Genomic DNA, 18,631 nt, shown 5'->3' on the forward strand with positions numbered 1-18,631 from the left:
GGGCGTCAGGGAAGCGGCTTCGGTTCGGCGGCGAGGCTGCGGAGGAAGGCGATCACGTCAGCGCGCTGCGCCGCGGAGGCGATGCCGTTGAACGCCATCCGGGTTCCGGGGGCGTAGGCCCGGGGCGCGGCGAGGAACTGGTTGAGCTCCTCGTAATCCCACGGCCGGTCGCGCATGCCGACAAGCGCCGCCGAGTACTGGAAGCCCTCGGCATGGGCATGCGGCGCGCCGACGATGCCCCAGAGATTGGGGCCGACGCCGTTCCGGCCACCCTGGTTGAAGCTGTGGCAGGAGGCGCACTGGCGCTGCGCGATCGCCTGGCCGTTCTGCGGGTTGGCGGAGGCGAGCAGCGGCCCGATCGGCTCGATCGCAGGGGCGGCGGGGGCGGCCGGCGCTGCCGCGTCACCACCGGCCGGGGCGCCGGCGATCTCGAGCACCGATCGCTCGAGCCGCTTGGGGTGCACGAGCGCATCGCCGATGATGCCCGTGACCATGAAAACGATGCCAGCCGTCAGGATCGCGGCAAGCATCTTGTTCAGTTCCATGCTCATGGCGTGATCCCGGCTCCTCGCAACCCACGCTACGCCCTGCCCCGCGGAGCTGGGGCTTTTCAGGCGCGCGGCAGTCCATTAGGGCATCGCCCGCCGCCCCTCAACCCTCTTGCCGCAGAGCAGCATGCTGAGACGCCCGCTCCGATGCGCCCGATCGTCCTGATCCCGGCCCGCATGGCGTCGTCGCGCCTGCCCGGCAAGCCGCTCGCGCCGATCGCCGGCCGGCCGATGATCCTGCATGTGCTCGATCGCGCCCGCGCGGCCGGGGTCGGGCCCGTCGCGGTCGCCTGCGCCGAGGAGGAGATCGCCGCCGCCGTCCGCTCGGCCGGCGGCACCGCGGTGCTCACCGACCCTGACCTTCCCTCCGGCTCGGACCGCTGCTTCGCCGCCCTCTGCGCGCTCGACGCGGAAGGACGCCACGACGTGGTGGTGAACCTCCAGGGCGACCTTCCGACGCTCGAGCCGGAGGCGATCCGCGCCGTGCTCCGCCCGCTGGCCGACCCGGCCGTCGACATCGCCACCCTGGTCACCGCCATCCACGACGCCTCGGAGGCGATGGCGCCGAATTTCGTCAAGGCGGCGGTGGTGTTCGGCGAGGGCCAGGACTCGGCCCGGGCGCTCTACTTCTCGCGCCTGCCGGTGCCCTACGGCCCCGGGCCGCTGTGGCACCACATCGGCATCTATGCTTGGCGCCGGCCGGCGCTCGCTCGGTTTGTCGCTCTGCCGCCCTCGGGGCTCGAACAGCGCGAGAAGCTCGAGCAGCTGCGCGCCCTCGAGGCCAACATGACGATCGCATGCACGCGGATCACAACCGCCCCCTTCGGCGTCGACACGCCGGAGGATCTTGCGCGGGCGCGCGTTCTCCTCGAAGGACACGACCCGTGACCAAACCTGCTGCGACGGAGGGCGTGATCGCCTTCCAGGGCCTGCCCGGGGCCTATTCCGACCTCGCCTGCCGCACCGCCTATCCGAAGATGCGCACCCTTCCCTGCCCGAGCTTCGAGGATGCGATCGCGGCCGTGCGCGAGGGGCGCGCGCAGCTCGCCATGCTGCCCTGCGAGAACAGCCTCGCCGGCCGGGTGCCCGACATCCACCGGCTCCTGCCCGACAGCGGCCTGTATGTGGTGGCGGAGCAGTTCCAGCGCGTCGAGCACTGCCTGCTTGCGCCGAAGGGCGCCACGCTTGCGGGGCTCAAGCGCGCGCGCAGCCACGCGGTCGCGCTCGGCCAGGTGCGGAACGTGCTGCGCGAGCTCGGCCTCGAGCCGGTGATCGAGGCCGACACGGCGGGAGCTGCCGCGCACGTCGCCGAGCTCGGCGGCACCGAGGATGCGGCGATCGCCTCCGCGCTTGCCGCCGAGATCTACGGGCTCGAGATCCTGCGGCGGAACGTCGAGGACGCGCCGCACAACACCACCCGCTTCTACGTGATGGCGCGCGAGGCCGCTCCGCCGCCGCCCGACACGCCCGGGTTGATGACGACGTTTGTCTTCCGCGTTCGGAACGTTCCGGCCGCTCTCTACAAGGCGCTTGGCGGCTTCGCCACCAACGGCGTGAACCTGACCAAGCTCGAAAGCTACATGGTAGGCGGCGCCTTCACCGCCACCCAATTCCTGTGCGACGTCGAGGGCCACCCGGAACAGGGGCCGCTGCGGCGCGCGCTCGAGGAGCTGCAGTTCTTCTCGCGCGAGACCCGCGTGCTCGGCGTCTACCGCGCCCACCCCTACCGTCTGCAGATGGCGTCGGGGGACTGAGCGGGGCGACGACCCGGCCGGCCCAGCCTCTCGCGGTCAGTATCCCGACGGTGCCCGCGGCGTCGGCTGCGGCCCGGCCGCGGGAGCTGCCGGCGGCGGGCGGCCCTCCTCGCCGAACCGGACGGGCCGGGCCGGCTCGACGCTGAAGCCCGCCTGGCCGAGCGCGCCTTCGCGCACAAGACAGGCCGTGTAGATGTTCCGCTCCGCCCAGGCGAGCTCGTCGCGCCAGCGGTCATGCGCCTCGCCCTGGGTCAGGGAGGGCTGGCGTCGGGCGATTTCGCGCACGGCCGGTGCGTCGGCCGCCTCGCTCCGGCAGGCGATGACGCGCGGGTCGTCCGCGGCGAGGCCGGCCGGAACCGGCAGTTCGGAGCGCCCGATGCCGCAGCCGGCGAGCGCGAGCAGGGCCATGAGCCTCGCCGCCCTCATCTCTCCACCCAGTCCTCGATCAGGCGTCGCGCGATGCTGTCGACCCGCGGCAGGCGCAGCCCGAGCTTTTCGATGTCGCGGATCTCCTCGCGGGTGAACCAGCGCGCGTCCTTGAGTTCCTCCGTGTCGATCCTGAGGGTGGGGTCGTCGGCGACCGCGTAGAAGCCGAGCATGATGGAGGAGGGGAAGGGCCAGGGCTGGCTCGAGTGGTAACGCACGTCGCGCACCACGAGGCCCGCCTCCTCGAACACCTCACGCGCCACCGCTTCCTCGAGGCTCTCGCCCGGTTCGACGAAGCCGGCGAGCGTCGAATACATGCGTGCGAGCGGGAAACGGTGGCTGTGCGCGAGCAGGCAGCGTTCGACGCCCGCCGCGTCGCGGTGCGAGACGAGCATGATCACGGCCGGGTCAGTGCGCGGGAAGTGCGTCGCCCCGCACGCGAGGCAGGCCATCACATGCCCGGCGCTGCGCGGCTCGCAGCGCCCGCCGCAGACGCAACAGAACCCGTGCCGGCCCTGCCAGTGCATCAGCCCGCGCGCCTGCGCAAGCACCGCCGCTTCGGCGGGGTCAAGCTGCCCCGCCACCGTGCGGATGTCAGCGAAGGCGACGCCGCCGAGCTCGGCGACGAGCGGCTCGGGGTCGTCGACGTCGGAGAGGTCGAGCGCGAACACCGCGCGCTCTCCCCAGAGGCCGAGGAAGGCGTGCCGGCGCCGCTCGAGCCCGATGGCCGCGGCGGCGAGGGTGGTGAGGAACACGGCCTCGGGCGAGCCGCTCTCGAGGCCGCGCAGGAGCGACTTCGTCCGCCAGACCGGAGCGAACAGCGTGTCGGGGTCAGCGAGCGCGCGGGCGATGAAAGCAGCGTCGTCGCGCCGGTGCGCGGCGCGGTCGAGCGGGCTTCCCGTATACGGATTCGGTCGGCGTGCGAGGCTCATCGGCGGGCGGGCGTGACCCTGCCACGCGTCGCCGTCCGCGTCCATGCGGGTTCGGACGGGCCGCCCGCTGCGGGGGTGGCCGTGACGTGCCGCGGCGTGCTAGACCATGGCTTGGGAGGTTGGCGGCGGACGGGCTCCTCGCCAACCCGGTCAGGTCCGGAAGGAAGCAGCCGTAACGGGTTCTTGCCCGGGTCGCCCGCCAGCCTCCCACCCTCTCCCCCGCCGCCGGGACGCGATGGCCAACCTGTTCGGAGACGAGCCGCCGCTTCAGGGCGCTCCCCCGCCGCAGGAGGGCCTTGGCCTGTTTGGCGACGCCCTGGCGCAGTCCCCCGCACCCGCCGCCGCGGCCGCGCCGCCTCCCTACCGCGTGCTCGCCCGGAAATACCGGCCGCAGGAGTTCGCGGAGCTGATCGGCCAGGAGGCGATGGTGCGCACGCTGACCAACGCCTTCGCCTCCGGGCGGATCGCCCATGCCTTCATGCTCACCGGCGTGCGCGGCGTGGGCAAAACGACGACCGCCCGCATCATCGCCCGCGCCCTCAACTGTCTCGGCCCCGATGGGGCGAACGACCGCCCCACCATCACGCCCTGCGGTGTGTGCGCCAATTGCCGCGCCATCGCCGAGGACCGGCACCCCGACGTGATCGAGATGGACGCCGCCTCCCGCACCGGCGTCGATGACATCCGCGAGATCATCGAGGGCGTGCGCTTCCGCCCGCTTTCGGCGCGGCAGAAGGTCTACATCATCGACGAAGTGCACATGCTCTCGCGCAACGCGTTCAACGCTCTGCTCAAGACGCTCGAGGAGCCGCCCGCGCATGTGACCTTCATTTTCGCCACCACCGAGATCCGCAAGGTTCCGGTCACCGTCCTCTCCCGCTGCCAGCGCTTCGATCTGAGGCGCATCGACTCGGCGCGGCTCGCCGAGCATTTCCGCAGCATCGCCGCGAAGGAGGGGGCTTCCGTCGAGGAGGGCGCTCTGCGCCTGATCGCCCGCGCCGCCGACGGCTCGGTGCGCGACGGGCTGTCGCTGCTTGACCAGGCGATCGCGCTCGCGGGCGACGGCCCGGTCACCGAGGCGTCGGTGCGCGACATGCTCGGGCTCGCCGACCGCGAGGCGGTGTTCGACCTGTTCGAGGCGGTGATGTCGGGACGGGTGGCCGAGGCGTTGGCCTTGCTCGCGGAAGCGAATTCTGTCGGCGCCGACCCGGGCGTGGTGATCGCCGATCTGCTCGCCGTCACCCACACGGTCACACGGCTCAAGCTCGCGCCCGCGCTCGCCGAGAGCGCGGCCCTCTCCGAGGCCGAGCGGACGCGCGGTGCGTCGCTCGCCGCCGCGCTTCCGCTGCCGCAGCTCGGCCGTGCCTGGCAGATGCTCCTCAAGGGGCTTGCGGAGGTGAACGAGGCGCCTGACCGGCTCGCCGCCGCCGAGATGGTTCTGATCCGGCTCGCCCATGTCGCCGACCTGCCCACACCGGGCGAGATCATCCGACGCCTCGCCAGCGATCAGGCTACGTCGCCGTCGCCCCCCCGGGCCCCGGGCGGCGGCGGCGGCGCGCTCCGCGCCATCGCCGGCGGGGCAGGGCGGCCTCTGCCGGAGCCAGCGCCTGAGCCCGCTCCGCCCCCCGGCTCCGTGCCCGCGATCGCGAGCCTCGCCGACATCGCTGCTCTCGCCGCGGCGCGCCGGGAACCGACGCTCGCGGCACTGATCGCAAGCCGCGTCCATCTCGTCCGGATCGAGCCCGGGCTTCTCGAGATACGCCCCGACGAGGACGCGCCGCGCGACCTCGCCTCCCGAATCGCCGCCCTGCTCTCGGAGGCGACCGGCCGGCGCTGGACGGTCGCGATCTCGACCGAAGCGGGATCGCCGACTCTCGCCGAGCTCGAACAGGCGGAGGCCGCCCGCCTGCGCGCCGCAATCGAGCAGGAGCCGCTCGTGCGGGCGATCCTCAACACCTTCCCCGGTGCGACGATCGAGGCGATCCGCCCGCGTGCCATGCTGCCGGATGCGGCTGTCGACGACGATACGAACGAGGACGAGGACGGATGAAGAATCTCGCCAACATGATGAAGCAGGCGCAGGAGATGCAGGCGCGCATGCACGAGATGCAGGAGCGCCTCGCCCAGGCCGAGGTCGAGGGCGTGGCCGGCGCGGGCATGGTGCGCGTCACGATGACGGGCAAGGGCGAGGTCAGGCGGCTCAAGATCGACCGCTCGCTCGTCGATCCGGAAGAGGTCGAGGTGCTCGAGGACCTCGTGGTCGCCGCCCTTGCCGACGCCCGGGCGAAGTCGGAGGCGATGGTGGCGGAGGAGATGGGCAAGCTGACAGGCGGCCTCGCCCTGCCGGCGGGTCTCAAGCTCCCGTTCTGAGCCGATGCCAGGCCCCGGGCCGATGGGGCCCGAGCTCGAGCGGCTGATCCTGCTGCTCGCCAAGGTGCCGGGGCTCGGGCCGCGCAGCGCGCGCCGCGCCGCGCTTGCGCTCCTGCAGAAGCGGGAGACGCTGATGCGCCCGCTCGCCGAGGCGCTCGCGGCGGCGGCCGAGGCGATCCGCCCCTGTTCCGTGTGCGGCAACCTCGACACGTCCGACCCCTGCGGGCTCTGCGCCGATCAGCGTCGTGACCGCGGCACGATCTGCGTGGTCGAGACGGTGGGCGACCTCTGGGCGCTCGAGCGCGCGGCCGCGCATCGCGGTCTCTACCACGTGCTCGGCGGCACGCTCTCGGCGCTCGCGGGACAGCGGCCGGAAGACCTCGCGATCGAGACGCTGATTCGCCGGGTGGCCTCGGGCGGGGTGCGGGAGGTGATCCTCGCCACCTCGGCGACGGTCGATGGCCAGACGACGGCGCACTACCTTGCCGAGCGGCTGCGCGCGACGGGGGTTGCGATCACACAGCTCGCCCACGGCGTGCCCGTGGGCGGAGAGCTCGTCTATCTCGACGACGGAACGATCGCCGCGGCGCTTGCCGCGCGACGGCCCGCCTAGCGACGCATGCGCTGCGTTGCGCAGCGGCAGGGCGAGCGAACGCACGCCCGCGTCCGGCAAGCCTCTCGCCCACCGAGCATCGCCGCACCGGCTGCGACCGTCAGGACCACGAGGACAACCGACAGCATCGTCGCACCCCTCACACACCCCTCTCGTGTTGCTGCCCCTCAGACGTGGCGCGGGCGGGGGAAGAGTGAAGGTCCGGCCATCCATCTCACGCAACCGTGAGCGAAACGGTCATCCGGGCAGGAGCGCTCCCACCGCCGCCCCCGTCATGCAGCAGGCGAGCGTGCCGGCGAGCGTCGCGGCAGGGCCGAGCGTGGCGATCTCGCCCCGACGCTCGGGCACGAGCGCGCCCAAGCCCCCGACGATGATCCCCATCGAGCCCGGGTTGGCGAAGCCGCAGAGCGCCCAGGCGAGGATGATCCGCGTCCGTTCCGATAGCACTGCGCCCGAGCGTGCGAAGTCGAGATAGGCGACGAACTCGTTGATCACGAGCTTGAGCCCCAGGAGCCGCGACGCCTCCGCCGCCTCCGCTCCGCCGATCCCCATCGCGAGCGCGACGGGCCGCATCAGCCAGGCCGCGATCTTCTCGAGCGTGACGCCCGCGATCGGAACGAGTGCGGCGTTGATCAGGGCGACGAGCGCGACGAACACGACGAGCGCCGCGATCACCCCGAGCAGGATGGCGAGCCCGTCCGCCGTGCCGCGGGCGACCGCCTCCATCGCGCCAGCGTAGAGCCGAGGCGGCGGCAGCGCTTCCGCCTCGCTGCTGCCCGGGTCAGGCGGCAGCATCAGACGCGCGACCAGCACCGCCGCCGGCGCGCTGACGAGGCTTGCGGCGACGAGCTGTCCGGCCGCGTCGGGCAGGACGTCGCGCAGGAAAACGGAATAGACCGCGAGCGTGTTGCCCGAGATGGTGGCAAGCCCCGCCGTCATCACCACGAAGAGATCGGCGCGGGAGAGCCCCGCGAGCCAGGGGCGGACGAGCAACGGCGCCTCGATCATGCCGACGAAGACGTTGGCCGCGGTGGCGAAACCGGCCGCGCCGCCAAGGTTGAAGCCGCGCGCAAGCAGAACCGCCATGCCGCGCACCGCGAGCGGCAGGACGCCGAGATGGTACAGCAGCGCCGAGAGGGCCCCGACCACGAGGATCAGGGGCAGCGCCCGGAAGGCGAGGATGAAGGAGGAGCCCGGCCCGGTCTCGGCGAAGGGGAGCGGCGCGCCCCCGAGATAGCCGAACACGAGCGCCGTGCCGGCCTCGGTCGCGCGCGCGAGCGCGTCAACGGCCGAGCCGATCGCGCCGAGCGCTGCGCGCACGGGGGGAAGCCACAGAAGCAAAGCCGCGAGCGCAAGCTGCACGGCAAGCCCCACCAGGATCAGACGCCAGGGCACGGCAGCGGGGCCCCGCACGCGCCCGAAACCCCAGGCGAGGGCGGCGAAGGCGAAGAGCCCGAGCGCGGAGACGAGCTGCGTCGTCACGGCGTCGGCAGCGGCGACGGCGGGTCGTCGAGCCTCACCTCGGCGATCCGTTCCGCTTGGCGCTCGATCTTCTCGGTCGAGATCGCGATCTGCCGGACGTCCTCCTGCGCCTGGCCGAAGTGGCGCTTGAGCTGCTCGACACGCTCGGCGAGGCGGCGGACATCCTCCGCCAGACGCTCCACATGGTACTGGATGGTCCGCGCTTCCCGGCGCATCCGCGCATCCCGTGCGACGGCCCGCATGGTGTTGAGGATCGCCATCATCGTCGTCGGCGAGACGATCCAGACGCGCCTGCGGAACGCCTCCTCGATCACAGCAGGGAATTCGGCATGCAGCGTGGCGTAGACGGCCTCGGAGGGAACGAACAGGAGAGCGCTGTCCGCCGTCTCGCCGGGCAGGATGTACTTCGCCGCGATGTCGCGCACATGCTTCAGCACATCGGCGGCGAACTGGCGCTCGGCCGCCTTGCGGTCCGCCTCCGCCTCGGCGGACCGAAGCCGCCGGAAGGCCTCGAGCGGGAACTTGCTGTCGACGCCGACCGGCCCTGGCGGATCGGGCAGCTTGAGGAGGCAATCGACGCGCGTGCCGTTCGAGAGCGTGTGCTGCTCCGCATACTCGCTTGGCGCCAGCACGTCGCGCACCAGAGCCATCAGCTGCGCTTCCGCGAACGCCCCGCGCGCCTGCTTGTTGCCGAGCAGGGTCTGAAGCCCCGTCACCTGCTCGGAGAGCGCGGCGATCGTCCGCTGCGCCTGGTCGATCACGGCGAGCCGCTCGCCGACCTTGCCGAGGCTCTCAAGGGTCGCCTGCGCGGCCGACGCAAGGCGCGCATCAAGTCGTTCCTTCAGCGTATCGACCGCGGCCGAGAGGGCGCGCTCCTGCGCGGCGAGCCGGTCGGCGAGCGCCGCTTCCTGCGCGCTGAGCGCCATCGCCTGGGCCTGCTGGTCGCGCCCGATCTGGTCGAGGCGGCCCGCAAGCATCGCCTGCTGGTCGCGCAGCGCGTTTACGGCTGCGGCAAGTTCGGCCGGCACCGCCGACCGGCGCGCCAGCACAAGAAGGAGGATCGCGAGGAGGAGCACGAGCGCGACCGGCGCCCATGCCGGCCACTGGGAGAGCAGGGCCTCCATCGCGCTCAGTGCCGGAAATGGCGCATGCCGGTGAACACCATCGCAAGCCCCCGCTCGTCGGCGGCCTTGATCACCTCCTCGTCGCGCACCGATCCGCCGGGCTGGATCACCGCCGTCGCCCCTGCCTCGGCGGCGCTGATCAGACCGTCGGCGAACGGGAAGAAGGCATCGGAGGCGACCACCGAGCCGCGGGTGAGCGCCTCGCCAAGCCCCTGTGCCTTGGCGGCTTCGGCCGACTTCCAGGCGGCGATCCGGGCGCTGTCCACCCGGCTCATCTGCCCCGCCCCGATGCCGACCGTGGCGCCCCCCTTCGCATAGACGATCGCGTTCGACTTCACGTGCTTGACGACCCGGAAGGCAAAGACGAGATCGGCAAGCTCGGCGTCGGTCGGCGCGCGTTTCGTGACAACGCGCAACAATCCTGGCTCGCAGCGGCCAATGTCGCGCGTCTGGGCCAGGAACCCGCCCGAGACCGAGCGGAAGGCGAGCCCAGGAGCGGCCGGGTCGGGCAGGCCGCCGGCGAGCAGGAGCCGAAGGTTACGCTTGCGTGCGAACACCGCCTTCGCCCCTTCGGTCGCATCGGGGGCGATCACGACCTCGGTGAAGATCGAAGCGATCCGCTCCGCTGCCGCCTCGTCGAGCGGCCGGTTGGCGGCGACGATGCCGCCGAAGGCCGAGACGGGGTCGCAGGCGAGAGCGCGGTCCCAGGCCTCGGCCAGCGTCGAGCCGATCGCCGCGCCGCAGGGGTTGGCGTGCTTGACGATCACGATCGCGGGCTGTTCGAACTCGGCGACGCACTCGTAAGCCGCATCGGTGTCAGCGATGTTGTTGTAGGAGAGCTCCTTGCCCTGGACCTGGCGCGCGGTGGCCACGCCGGGGCGGTCGTCGGTGCGGTAGAAGGCGGCCTCCTGGTGCGGGTTCTCGCCGTAGCGCAGCGTCTGGGCGAGCGTTGCGGCGAAGGCGGCGCGCGGCGGGAAGAGCACGCCGTTGGCGGCGGCGAACCAGCGGGCGATCGCGGCGTCGTAGGCGGCGGTGCGGGCGAAGGCCTCGGCCGCGAGGCGTCGTCGCGTGGCAAGCGTCGTCCCGCCCTTCTCTGCGAGCTCGGCACGCACCTCCGAGAGGTGGTCGGGTGCGGTGAGCACGGCGACGAAGGCGTGGTTCTTCGCCGCCGCGCGGATCAGCGCCGGGCCGCCGATGTCGATGTTCTCCACACACTCGTCGAAGCCCTTTCCCTCGGCCACGGCCGTTTCGAAGGGGTAGAGGTTGACCGCGAGCAGGTCGATCGGGCCGATCCCGTGCGCGGCGAGCGACGCCATGTGGGCCGGGTCGTCGCGCCGGGCGAGCAGCCCCCCATGGACCTGTGGGGCGAGCGTCTTGACCCGCCCGTCTAGGATCTCGGGAAAGCCCGAGAGCTCGGCCACGTCACGCACCACAAGCCCGGCCTCGCGCAGGGCGCGTGCCGTCCCTCCCGTCGAGACGAGCTCGACGCCGAGGCCCGAGAGGAAGCTCGCGAAGGGAACGATCCCGGTCTTGTCGGAGACGGAGAGCAGGGCGCGTCGGACCGGCAGCGTGTCTGTCATGGGGCGGGTTCCGGAGAGTGGCGGCGGGGATTATAGGCCGAGGAGCTCGATCTGGCGGGCGATCACGCGAGACTCGTCATAGAGCGCGCGGGCGCGGGCAAGCCCGGCGGCGCCGAGGCGCGCGCGTAAGCCCGGGTCGGCCACGAGGCGGCCGAGCGCGTCGGCGAGCGCCGCGGCGTCGCCGACCGGCACGAGCAGCCCCGTCTCGCCATGCACCACCTGTTCGCGTGTGCCGCGGATGTCGGTTGCGACGACGGGCAGCCCGGTCATCATCGCCTCCGCAACGGTGCGCGGCATGCCCTCGAACTCGGAGGGAAGCACGAAGATGTCCGCCGCGCGGAGGACCCGCTCGACATCACTCCGCGCCCCGAACAGGGCGAGGCGCGGGCCGAGGCGGGCGCGCGCGGCGGCGAGGATGTCGTCGATCCGGTCGCCATGGTCCGTCGGCAGGCGTTCGCCGACCACCCAGACATGCGCTTCGGGAAGCCGTTCCGCGGCGGCAAGAAGTGGCCCGTGGCCCTTGTGCGCGACGAGGCGCGAGACGATCACGAGCACCACCGTGCCGTCCTCCGCCCCGAACTCGGCCCGCAAGGCCGCGCGGTCGGCACGCTCTCGGTCATTCGCGGGGGGATGGAACCGGGCGGCATCCACTCCGTTGCCGATCGCAACAGCGCCCGAGCGGGGCGCGAGGCGAAGACGCTCGGCGAGCCGCGCCTCCTCGGCGCTCTGGGTGAACAGCGTGGTCTGGCAGCGCGCGGCGACCGCCTCGGCGGCGAACATCGCGGCGCGCACGAAGGGGTTGCCCGGCTTGAGGAACGAGTATCCGTGCGAGGTGTAGACGATCTCGGGCACGCCGGCCCGCCGCGCCGCAAGCCGGGCGAGGTGCCCCGCGACCGGATAGTGCCCGTGCACGATGTCGAACCGCTCGCGCTTAAGCAGATCGGACAGGGCGCGATAGGCGATCCGGTGCGCGCGGAGATCGAGGCTGCGCGAGAACGGGATTGGATGGACGGTGAACCCTTCGGCACGGACGGCATCGAAATAGGGGCCGTCCCGCGCCGCCACTTCCACCCCGTGGCCGCGCGCGCGCAGCGCACGCATCAGCGGCATCAGGAAATGCCATACCTGGAAGTCGATCGCCGCGACCTCGAGGATCCGCCGCGCTGTCATCGGCCGCGCGCCTCGAGCCAGCCTGCGAGCATCAGCACCGTCCACAGCGCCGCCGAGCGATCGCGCTGCCCCGACTGGTGCTGGTCCCAGGCAGAAGCGACGACGGCGCGATCGACGAGGCCCGAGTCGGCGAGCGCGCGCGAGCCGATCAGGTCGCCCGCCCAACCACGGAGCGGGCCGCGGAGCCAGGCGTCGAGCGGAGCGCTGAAGCCCGTCTTTTCCCGTTCGAACAGGCGCCTTGGCAGGTGCCGCGCGAGCGCATCCCGCAGCGGTGCCTTGCCGCCGTCGCGCCGGACGAGCAGCGACGGCGGCAGCGAGAAGGCGAGAGCGATCATCGCCGGCGAGAGCAGCGGCACGCGCACCTCGAGCGCGACCGACATCGAGGCGCGGTCGACCTTCGCGAGCACGTCGTCCTGCATGTAGGTGAGGGCGTCGAGAGCGCGCATCCGTGCGAGCGGTTCGTCGGGCAGCGTCCGCGGCGGAGCGTCCGGAGCCGGGCTCGTTTCGATCGTCTCGTGTTCGTCCCAAGAAGAGACGAGCCGCGCATAGGCATGGTCGAGGTCGCGCGCGGCGAGCACCGCGGCGGTCTTGTGCAGGGTCTCGCCGGGCCGGCGCGGCGTGCCCGGGAGCCGCCCGAGCAGCGAGTCCCAAGCGCGCGGCGGCACCGCCGCGACGAGGCGGGCGAGCGGCCGGCGCAGCGGCAGGGCCGAAAGCCGCCGCCAGAGGCCGGCCGCGAGACGGTGCCGGCGGTAGCCGCCGAACAGCTCGTCCCCGCCATCGCCCGAGAGCGCCACCGTGACATGCCCGCGCGTGAGACGTGAGAGCAGGAGGGTTGGCAGGGCGGAGCTGTCGGCGAAGGGCTCGTCGAACAGCCGCGGAAGTTCGGGAGCGAGCGCCTGCGCCTCCGCCTCCGTCGCGCGAAGGACCGTGTGCCTCACCCCGAGCGCCTCGGCGATCGCCGCAGCGTCGCCGCTCTCGTCATAGCGCGGATCGTCGAAACCGATGGTGAAGGCATGCGCCGTTCCAGGCGCGGCACGGGCCATCGCCGCGACCACCGAGGAACTGTCGACCCCCCCCGAAAGGAAGGCGCCGACCGGGACATCGGCGACGAGCTGGCGCCTGACGCTTTCGCCCACCGCCCGGTCGACCGCTTCTGCGGCTTCGGCCGCGTCGCGCACCCGAGGGGCGGCGTCGCGGGCGATCGCGCCGAGATCGAACCAGCGACCTTCGCGCACCGTCCCGTCGAGGCCGATCTCGACCATCCCCCCCGGCGGCAGCTTCCTCACGCCCGCGAAAACGGTCAGCGGAGCAGGCACCACCCCGAGGCGGAGATAGGCGGCCACGGCCGCGCCGTCGAGCGAGAGAGAAAGCCCAGCGGCGGCGAAGGCGCGAAGCTCGGAGGCGAAGAACGCACCCTCCTCCGTCACCGTCCAGGCGAGCGGCTTGATGCCCGCATGATCGCGCACGAGCGTCAGACGGCTCTCGAGCCTGTCCCACAGCGCGAAGGCGAACATTGCATCGAGCCGCGGCAGCGTCGCCTCAAGCCCCCAGTGCGCGATCGCCGCGAGCAGCACAGCCGTATCCGAGGCGGAGGAGACGATCACTCCTTCCGCAGCAAGATCGTTCCGAAGCGCGATATAGTTGTAGCACTCGCCGTTGTAGCTGATGGCATAGCGGCCGCAGGCCGAGAGCATCGGCTGGGCGCCGCCGGGCGAGAGGTCGATGATCGCGAGCCGCCGGTGCGCGAGTGCGAGCCCCGCGGCCTCGTCGGCCCACTGGCCCTCGCCGTCGGGGCCGCGATGGGCGAGCGCATCTCCCATCGCCCGGGCGCGCGCGAGCAGCGCGGCGCGCTTGGCCGGCCGGCGCAGGAACAGGCCGGCGATGCCGCACATCAGCCCCTGCCGCGGCGCGCCGGCGCCGAGGCGCCGAAGCGCGGCCGCCCGGCGGGCTCCTGACGCATGCCGCCGCTCATCCGAGCTTCGAGATCGCCCATTTCACAAGGCAGGGGCCGTCCTCGGGCGTGCCGCTGAGCACGATCTGCTCGCTCCGCCTCGGCTCCCCGCCGCCGGCATAGATGCTCTCCTCGAGCGTAAGCCGCGCGCCTTCGGCGCGGAACACCCAGCCCGTGCCCGAGGGCGTGCGCAGGAGCACGCCCGCGCCGTCCTGCTGCAGCGAGGCGCCGATCGAAGGGTGGAGGTGGAAGCGGATCGCGAAGGGCTGCGGCGTCGCGGAATCGATACTGTCCTCGCCGCGGACATCCTCGCCGCTTTCGCCGAGATAGAGCCGACGGCGGTGGATCGCGCCGAACGGCTTGCGCCAGCCGTCATGGCTCGCATCCAGCCAGTGTGCTCCGTTCGCCTCGTGCCGCTGCACCGCCACCTCTTCCGGCCGCCGGCCGAGCCCCCCCTCGCGGAGTTCCGACGAGTTGACGTCGGCGATCACGAGGGTCGAGTGCGCGGCGGTGGCGCGCAGCGCGTCACGCCAGGCGGCCGAGGCTGCCGGGGCGGCGCCGCAATTGACCACGAGCCGGTCCCGCCCGACCGACATCTCGAAGGCGAGGGTTCCCGCATGCGCGAGCCGGTCCTGACCGCGCGGTGCGGGCACGCCCGTGTCGATCACGATCACCGTCCGGCCGGCGGCGAGCCGCTGGAAGCCCATCTCGGGAAGCCGTTGCACGGCACGGGCGCGCGCCGGCGCCTGCGCGAAGGCCTGGGCGAGCCGGCCGGCGCTCTCCTCCCGCGTGCCATTGAACAGGGCCGGAGCGCCATCGCCATGGCGCAGCGCCGCGAGCGCCGGCGCGATCCGCTCGATCGCCCCAGCGAGCCACCCCGGCACCGTCTGGCGCACCGCGCCGAGGAGGTGCCGCACTTCGATCAGGTCGGCGAACACGGAGAGGAGCGCCGCGGGGCTGCGTTCGACATGCCCGCCATCGGCGAGCACCTGGCGCGCCACCTCCTGCTCGAGGAAGCGGATCGCGCGCGCGAGATAGGCCTCCGCGCCCGGCAGGGCCACGCCCGCGACCGCAAGGCCGCGCAGGGCGGAGATGGCGCGCGCATCGATGGTCTCGGGCGGGAGCATGTCGGAGAGCGCCCGCGCGTCCTCCACCACCTGGGCCATCACCGAGGCGCGGAAGCCTGCTTCGGCGCTCTCGGCAAGGAAATCCCAGTGCGCGAGCAGAGCCGAGAGCCGGTTGCCGCGCACCTCCGCCCGGGCGGCGACCGGCGTGGCCCGCCCCGCCCCGGCGATCCAGGCCTGGGCGAGAGCGCGCGCTTTCAGCCGCGCGGCATCGGAGCCGACGGCGCGAAGCTCGCGCAGCCACAGGAACCCATGCGCCGCTTCCGCCCAGACCGGCGAGGCCTCCGCCCCGCCCCAGAGGCCCGGCTCGAGCGGACGCGCCGTGCCAGCGACGAAGAACTCACCCTTGAGCACCCGCGCGCCGGCTTGGGGCTCGCCGGCCCAGGGGTCGCGGACAGGGACCGCCGGCGCGTCGGGCAAACGACCGAGGCGAACCGGCGGCGTCGGAAGCCGGCCGAAAATCCTCCCGACCGCTCTCACCCAGGCGCGCGGATCGAGCGGGTCGAGCCCCGCCATCACCCGGCCCGGCCCGTCAGGCGCGGCCAGAGCATGCGCCGGCCCTCATGCCGCCACGGTCAGCGGCGCCTTCAGCGCCGCGATCGCAGCGGCGTAGTCGGACGCGCCGAACACCGCCGTTCCGGCCACGAGGACGTCGGCTCCCGCCTCGCGCGCGCGCCTGCCCGTCTCGGCCGTCACCCCGCCATCGACCTCGAGCGCGATCGCCCTGCCCGAGGACTCGATCAGGCGCCGCAGCGCGGCGATCTTCGGAAGTTGCGCCTCGAGGAAGGCCTGCCCGCCGAAGCCCGGGTTCACCGTCATCGCGAGGATCAGGTCGATGCTGTCGAGCACCCACTTGACCGCCGAGATCGGTGTCGCCGGATTGAGCGCCACCCCGGCCCGGCAGCCGAGCGCGCGGATCGCCTGCAGCGTGCGGTGCAGATGCGGCGAGGCCTCGGGGTGGACGGTGATCAGGTCGGCGCCGGCTTCGGCGAAGGCGGCGAGATAGGGGTCGGCCGGGGCGATCATGAGGTGCACGTCGAGCGGCCGCGTGGCGACGCGCTTGACGGCGCCTACGAGCTGCGGCCCGAAGGTGATGTTGGGGACGAAATGACCGTCCATCACATCGAGGTGCAGCCAATCCGCGCCGGCGGCCTCGACCGCACGCACCTCCTCGGCGAGGCGAGCGAAATCGGCGGCGAGCAGGCTCGGGGCGACTCGGACGTCGGGCACTGCCATCGGCGCGTTCTAGCGGCGGCGCGCGGCCGCTTCAAGGAACCGGCCCGGCCTCCCTCACGCGCAGGCGATCGCCTCGATCTCGACCTTGTCGTCAGGGCTCGCGAGGCCCGCGACAATGAGCAGGGTCGAGGCCGGCGCGAAGCCCTCGCCGAACGCCGCCGCCCGCGCCGCACGATAGGCCGGGATCAGGGCGGGGTCGGTCAGGAACACCGTCAGCTTGACGATGTTGGCGGGCGTCATTCCGGCATCGGCGAAAAGGGCGCGCAGATTCGCGAACGCGACCGCGCACTGTTCCTCGCCCGTCTCCGCCACCGTCCCGTCCGGCCGCGTGCCGACCTGGCCTGAGAAATGCGCCCAGCGCTCCGCCCCCTCGACGATCGCGCTGTGGCTGTAGCGGCCTCCGGTCGAATGCACGCCGGGCGGGTTGCGGAAGGTCAGGCGTGGCATGGGCGTCTCCTCTCTGCGCGGGGCGTGGCCCGGGCGTGGCGGTGCGCTCAGCGCCGGACGGGCAGGGTGCCGAGCGTTCCCATGCCCGGTGTTCCCCCTGGGCCGGGCACGAGGCCGGGCGGCGGGGTGGCCGGATCGGGGGAGCGCGGCGGCGCGGGCGCAAGCTCGCGCGGGGCAGAGGAGGCCGCGGGCGGCGACGACCCGGGTGGGCCGAGGTCCTGGACCTCGACGGCGGCGGGGTTCGGCCGCGGCATCCCCTCCGGCACGAGCAGGCTTCTGAGCGCCTGACGCACCTGGAACTCGAACTCGACATTCATGCCGCGCGCATCGTCCATCGCCTCGCGCAGCATCTCGTCCCAGATCCGGTCACGCCCGGCCTGGGGAACGTCGTCGTTGACGGTTCGGACGCGTTGGACGCGTGCCTCGGCCCGGCCGTTGATGCCGCCGCCGCGCAGCGCCCCGCCGCCGCGGATGTCGAGCGTGACCGCAAGCGTCAGCGTGTACCGCTCCGAGGGCTGGGAGCCGAACAGGCCGGCGAGGCCGCCCTGACGCGGCAGGCGCTCCTCGACCATCGAGGCGTCGGTGATGGTCACCGTGGCGGTCCCCTCGGTTCCCCAAGGGAGGACGCGGTCGCGCGCCATGCGCTCGAGCGCGGCGCGCGGCTCCACCGCCATCCGGTGGTCGACATGGGGTGGCAGGCGCGGCGGAACGTAGCCCTCGACGATCTCAACCCGGGCGACGTCGAGCCTGAGCGGGGTGAGCCAGGTGTAGTCGAGCGCCCGCGGCGCGAGCGGGGGCGGGGGCGGTTCGCCGGCGCAGCCGGCGAGAGCGAGCGCGGCGAGAGAGGCGGCTGCGGCAGCCAAGGCAGGCCGGCGTGCGATGCGCATGCGCGTGAGGCGTCCCCCGTCCCGGTCGGCGCGTCTCAGGGCGCGCCCGCGCCCAAATCGCTGCGCCGGAAGCGGAAGTCAACGTTGCAGAACTCGCAGGTGACGGTGATCGTTCCCGCCTCGGCCATGTCGTCGAGCTCCTTCTCGGCGAACCCGGCGAGGATCCGGCCGATCCGCTCGCGGGTGCAGCGGCAGCCGAACGAGACCGGCCGCGGCGCCTGCGCCTTCGGGCCGAGCTCGTGGAACAGGCGCCACAGGAGCCGCTCTGGGCTCAGCCCGTCATCGAGCAGCTCGGCCGAGGTGACGGAGCCGGCAAGCATCACGGCCGTGCGCCAGGCCTCATCCTCCTCCTCCGGCGTTTTCTTGACGCGCGCCCCGCCGCCCTCGAAGGCGAGCCGCTCGAGCAGGAGCGCGGCGGCGCGCCAGCCGGCCGGAGTGGGAGCGGCGACCAGCTTCACCGCCGCCTCGACCTGCTGGCTCGTGCGGAACCAGGTGTGGGTGAGGTCGGACAGCGTCGCGCCCTCGAGCGGGACGATTCCCTGATACCGCTCCATCTCCGGCCCCTGGTCGACGGTGAAGGCGAGATGGCCGGCGCCGAGAAGCCGCGCAGCCGAGGGGTTGGCGGCGAGTGCGGCGACGGCCTCGGCATCGACCTTGGCGTAGCCGCGCAACGCCCCCGTCGCCGTGCAGTCGGCGAGCAGCATCGCCACCGGCCCGTCCCCGCGCGCCTGAAGCGAGAACGAGCCTTCGAACTTCAGAGCCGCGGCGAGCCCGGCGGTGAGCGCGAGCGCCTCGCCGAGCAGGGCGGCGACCGGGGCGGGGATGGCGTGGCGCGAGAGAACCGCCTCGGCGAGCGGCCCAAGACGGACGAGCTGGCCGCGGGCGGGCGCGCCCTCGAGATAGAACGGACGGATCGCGTTCGGAACAGTGAGGTCGGGGACGGGGTGGGCGGCGTGATCGGGCCCGGCGCGCGCGCTCATCGCCCCG

18 protein-coding genes and 1 other RNA gene are annotated in these 18,631 nt (G+C 72.9%); 6 read left to right on the forward strand and 13 right to left on the reverse strand.

All coding sequences use genetic code 11. The features are described 5' to 3' along the window. Positions 1-5: 5 nt before the first annotated feature. Entirely contained in the window at positions 6-551 is a 546-nt protein-coding gene (locus KO353_RS08625; protein ID WP_218284272.1) for a c-type cytochrome, read from the reverse strand. A gap of 144 nt (positions 552-695) precedes the next feature. Between KO353_RS08625 and KO353_RS08630 the strand changes: the two genes are divergently transcribed. Both KO353_RS08630 and KO353_RS08635 read left to right on the forward strand, forming a co-directional pair. Then, positions 696-1,436 carry a 3-deoxy-manno-octulosonate cytidylyltransferase gene (locus tag KO353_RS08630; RefSeq protein ID WP_218284273.1) on the forward strand — a complete coding sequence of 247 codons (741 nt, stop codon included), beginning with the start codon at positions 696-698 and terminating at the stop codon, positions 1,434-1,436. Continuing rightward, the gene (locus KO353_RS08635; protein ID WP_235691757.1) at positions 1,433-2,302 is read left to right on the forward strand and encodes a prephenate dehydratase; all 870 of its coding nucleotides are present in this window, start codon (positions 1,433-1,435) and stop codon (positions 2,300-2,302) included. Before KO353_RS08630 ends, KO353_RS08635 begins: the two co-directional genes overlap by 4 nt. 36 nt (positions 2,303-2,338) lie before the next feature. On the opposite strand, the gene KO353_RS08640 is transcribed toward KO353_RS08635, so the two are convergent. Next, entirely contained in the window at positions 2,339-2,728 is a 390-nt protein-coding gene (locus KO353_RS08640; RefSeq protein WP_218284275.1) for a hypothetical protein, read from the reverse strand. Further along, positions 2,725-3,660, reverse strand: a complete 936-nt coding sequence (gene nudC, locus KO353_RS08645) for an NAD(+) diphosphatase (protein WP_218284276.1) — start codon at positions 3,658-3,660, stop codon at positions 2,725-2,727. The genes KO353_RS08640 and nudC overlap by 4 nt, the downstream gene beginning before the upstream one ends. A gap of 117 nt (positions 3,661-3,777) precedes the next feature. Here nudC and ffs point away from each other — a divergent pair. From ffs to recR, 4 genes are all read left to right on the forward strand, one after another. Then, positions 3,778-3,868: signal recognition particle sRNA small type (gene ffs / locus KO353_RS08650), an RNA gene on the forward strand. Positions 3,869-3,895: 27 nt separating this feature from the next. Next, entirely contained in the window at positions 3,896-5,710 is a 1,815-nt protein-coding gene (locus KO353_RS08655; protein WP_218284277.1) for a DNA polymerase III subunit gamma/tau, read from the forward strand. Continuing rightward, positions 5,707-6,030, forward strand: a complete 324-nt coding sequence (locus KO353_RS08660) for a YbaB/EbfC family nucleoid-associated protein (RefSeq protein ID WP_218284278.1) — start codon at positions 5,707-5,709, stop codon at positions 6,028-6,030. The genes KO353_RS08655 and KO353_RS08660 overlap by 4 nt, the downstream gene beginning before the upstream one ends. A 4-nt stretch (positions 6,031-6,034) precedes the next feature. Then, complete coding sequence (gene recR / locus KO353_RS08665) at positions 6,035-6,643, forward strand: recombination mediator RecR (protein ID WP_235691758.1); 609 nt, start codon at positions 6,035-6,037, stop codon at positions 6,641-6,643. Positions 6,644-6,880: 237 nt separating this feature from the next. Here recR and KO353_RS08670 read toward each other — a convergent pair whose 3' ends face one another. The 10 genes from KO353_RS08670 to hslO form a co-directional block, all read right to left on the reverse strand. Then, entirely contained in the window at positions 6,881-8,125 is a 1,245-nt protein-coding gene (locus KO353_RS08670) for a NupC/NupG family nucleoside CNT transporter (RefSeq protein WP_218284279.1), read from the reverse strand. After that, complete coding sequence (locus KO353_RS08675) at positions 8,122-9,249, reverse strand: DNA recombination protein RmuC (RefSeq protein WP_218284280.1); 1,128 nt, start codon at positions 9,247-9,249, stop codon at positions 8,122-8,124. The genes KO353_RS08670 and KO353_RS08675 overlap by 4 nt, the downstream gene beginning before the upstream one ends. 5 nt (positions 9,250-9,254) lie before the next feature. After that, entirely contained in the window at positions 9,255-10,829 is a 1,575-nt protein-coding gene (purH, locus tag KO353_RS08680; RefSeq protein WP_218284281.1) for a bifunctional phosphoribosylaminoimidazolecarboxamide formyltransferase/IMP cyclohydrolase, read from the reverse strand. A 30-nt stretch (positions 10,830-10,859) separates the two neighbouring features. Beyond that, the gene (locus tag KO353_RS08685) at positions 10,860-11,999 is read right to left on the reverse strand and encodes a glycosyltransferase (RefSeq protein WP_218284282.1); all 1,140 of its coding nucleotides are present in this window, start codon (positions 11,997-11,999) and stop codon (positions 10,860-10,862) included. Next, positions 11,996-13,891: an asparagine synthase (glutamine-hydrolyzing) gene (gene asnB / locus KO353_RS08690; protein WP_218284283.1), complete on the reverse strand. Its 1,896-nt coding sequence runs from the start codon at positions 13,889-13,891 to the stop codon at positions 11,996-11,998. Before asnB ends, KO353_RS08685 begins: the two co-directional genes overlap by 4 nt. Positions 13,892-13,967: 76 nt before the next feature. Then, positions 13,968-15,590, reverse strand: coding sequence for a heparinase II/III family protein (locus KO353_RS08695; protein ID WP_218284284.1), 1,623 nt, complete (start codon positions 15,588-15,590; stop codon positions 13,968-13,970). A 45-nt stretch (positions 15,591-15,635) separates the two neighbouring features. Beyond that, the gene (rpe, locus tag KO353_RS08700) at positions 15,636-16,310 is read right to left on the reverse strand and encodes a ribulose-phosphate 3-epimerase (protein WP_218284285.1); all 675 of its coding nucleotides are present in this window, start codon (positions 16,308-16,310) and stop codon (positions 15,636-15,638) included. 54 nt (positions 16,311-16,364) lie between these two features. Further along, on the reverse strand, positions 16,365-16,757 hold the full coding sequence (locus tag KO353_RS08705) for a RidA family protein (protein ID WP_218284286.1): 393 nt from the start codon (positions 16,755-16,757) through the stop codon (positions 16,365-16,367). 47 nt (positions 16,758-16,804) lie between these two features. Further along, entirely contained in the window at positions 16,805-17,644 is an 840-nt protein-coding gene (locus KO353_RS08710; RefSeq protein WP_218284287.1) for a hypothetical protein, read from the reverse strand. 35 nt (positions 17,645-17,679) lie between these two features. Continuing rightward, complete coding sequence (gene hslO / locus KO353_RS08715; protein ID WP_218284288.1) at positions 17,680-18,624, reverse strand: Hsp33 family molecular chaperone HslO; 945 nt, start codon at positions 18,622-18,624, stop codon at positions 17,680-17,682. Positions 18,625-18,631 lie beyond the last annotated feature (7 nt).

The sequence above is a fragment of the Elioraea tepida genome, from assembly GCF_019203965.1.
Lineage (GTDB): Bacteria > Pseudomonadota > Alphaproteobacteria > Acetobacterales > Acetobacteraceae > Elioraea_A > Elioraea_A tepida.

What these genes read in the sequence shown, in the direction of transcription:
- KO353_RS08625 (WP_218284272.1), bottom strand. Translation starts at nt 551, where the DNA reads ATGAGCATGGAACTGAACAAGATGCTTGCCGCGATCCTGACGGCTGGC.
- KO353_RS08630 (WP_218284273.1), top strand. Translation starts at nt 696, where the DNA reads ATGCGCCCGATCGTCCTGATCCCGGCCCGCATGGCGTCGTCGCGCCTG.
- KO353_RS08640 (WP_218284275.1), bottom strand. Translation starts at nt 2,728, where the DNA reads ATGAGGGCGGCGAGGCTCATGGCCCTGCTCGCGCTCGCCGGCTGCGGC.
- nudC (WP_218284276.1), bottom strand. Translation starts at nt 3,660, where the DNA reads ATGAGCCTCGCACGCCGACCGAATCCGTATACGGGAAGCCCGCTCGAC.
- KO353_RS08655 (WP_218284277.1), top strand. Translation starts at nt 3,896, where the DNA reads ATGGCCAACCTGTTCGGAGACGAGCCGCCGCTTCAGGGCGCTCCCCCG.
- KO353_RS08660 (WP_218284278.1), top strand. Translation starts at nt 5,707, where the DNA reads ATGAAGAATCTCGCCAACATGATGAAGCAGGCGCAGGAGATGCAGGCG.
- recR (WP_235691758.1), top strand. Translation starts at nt 6,035, where the DNA reads ATGCCAGGCCCCGGGCCGATGGGGCCCGAGCTCGAGCGGCTGATCCTG.
- KO353_RS08675 (WP_218284280.1), bottom strand. Translation starts at nt 9,249, where the DNA reads ATGGAGGCCCTGCTCTCCCAGTGGCCGGCATGGGCGCCGGTCGCGCTC.
- purH (WP_218284281.1), bottom strand. Translation starts at nt 10,829, where the DNA reads ATGACAGACACGCTGCCGGTCCGACGCGCCCTGCTCTCCGTCTCCGAC.
- KO353_RS08685 (WP_218284282.1), bottom strand. Translation starts at nt 11,999, where the DNA reads ATGACAGCGCGGCGGATCCTCGAGGTCGCGGCGATCGACTTCCAGGTA.
- asnB (WP_218284283.1), bottom strand. Translation starts at nt 13,891, where the DNA reads ATGTGCGGCATCGCCGGCCTGTTCCTGCGCCGGCCGGCCAAGCGCGCC.
- KO353_RS08695 (WP_218284284.1), bottom strand. Translation starts at nt 15,590, where the DNA reads ATGGCGGGGCTCGACCCGCTCGATCCGCGCGCCTGGGTGAGAGCGGTC.
- rpe (WP_218284285.1), bottom strand. Translation starts at nt 16,310, where the DNA reads ATGGCAGTGCCCGACGTCCGAGTCGCCCCGAGCCTGCTCGCCGCCGAT.
- KO353_RS08705 (WP_218284286.1), bottom strand. Translation starts at nt 16,757, where the DNA reads ATGCCACGCCTGACCTTCCGCAACCCGCCCGGCGTGCATTCGACCGGA.
- KO353_RS08710 (WP_218284287.1), bottom strand. Translation starts at nt 17,644, where the DNA reads ATGCGCATCGCACGCCGGCCTGCCTTGGCTGCCGCAGCCGCCTCTCTC.
- hslO (WP_218284288.1), bottom strand. Translation starts at nt 18,624, where the DNA reads ATGAGCGCGCGCGCCGGGCCCGATCACGCCGCCCACCCCGTCCCCGAC.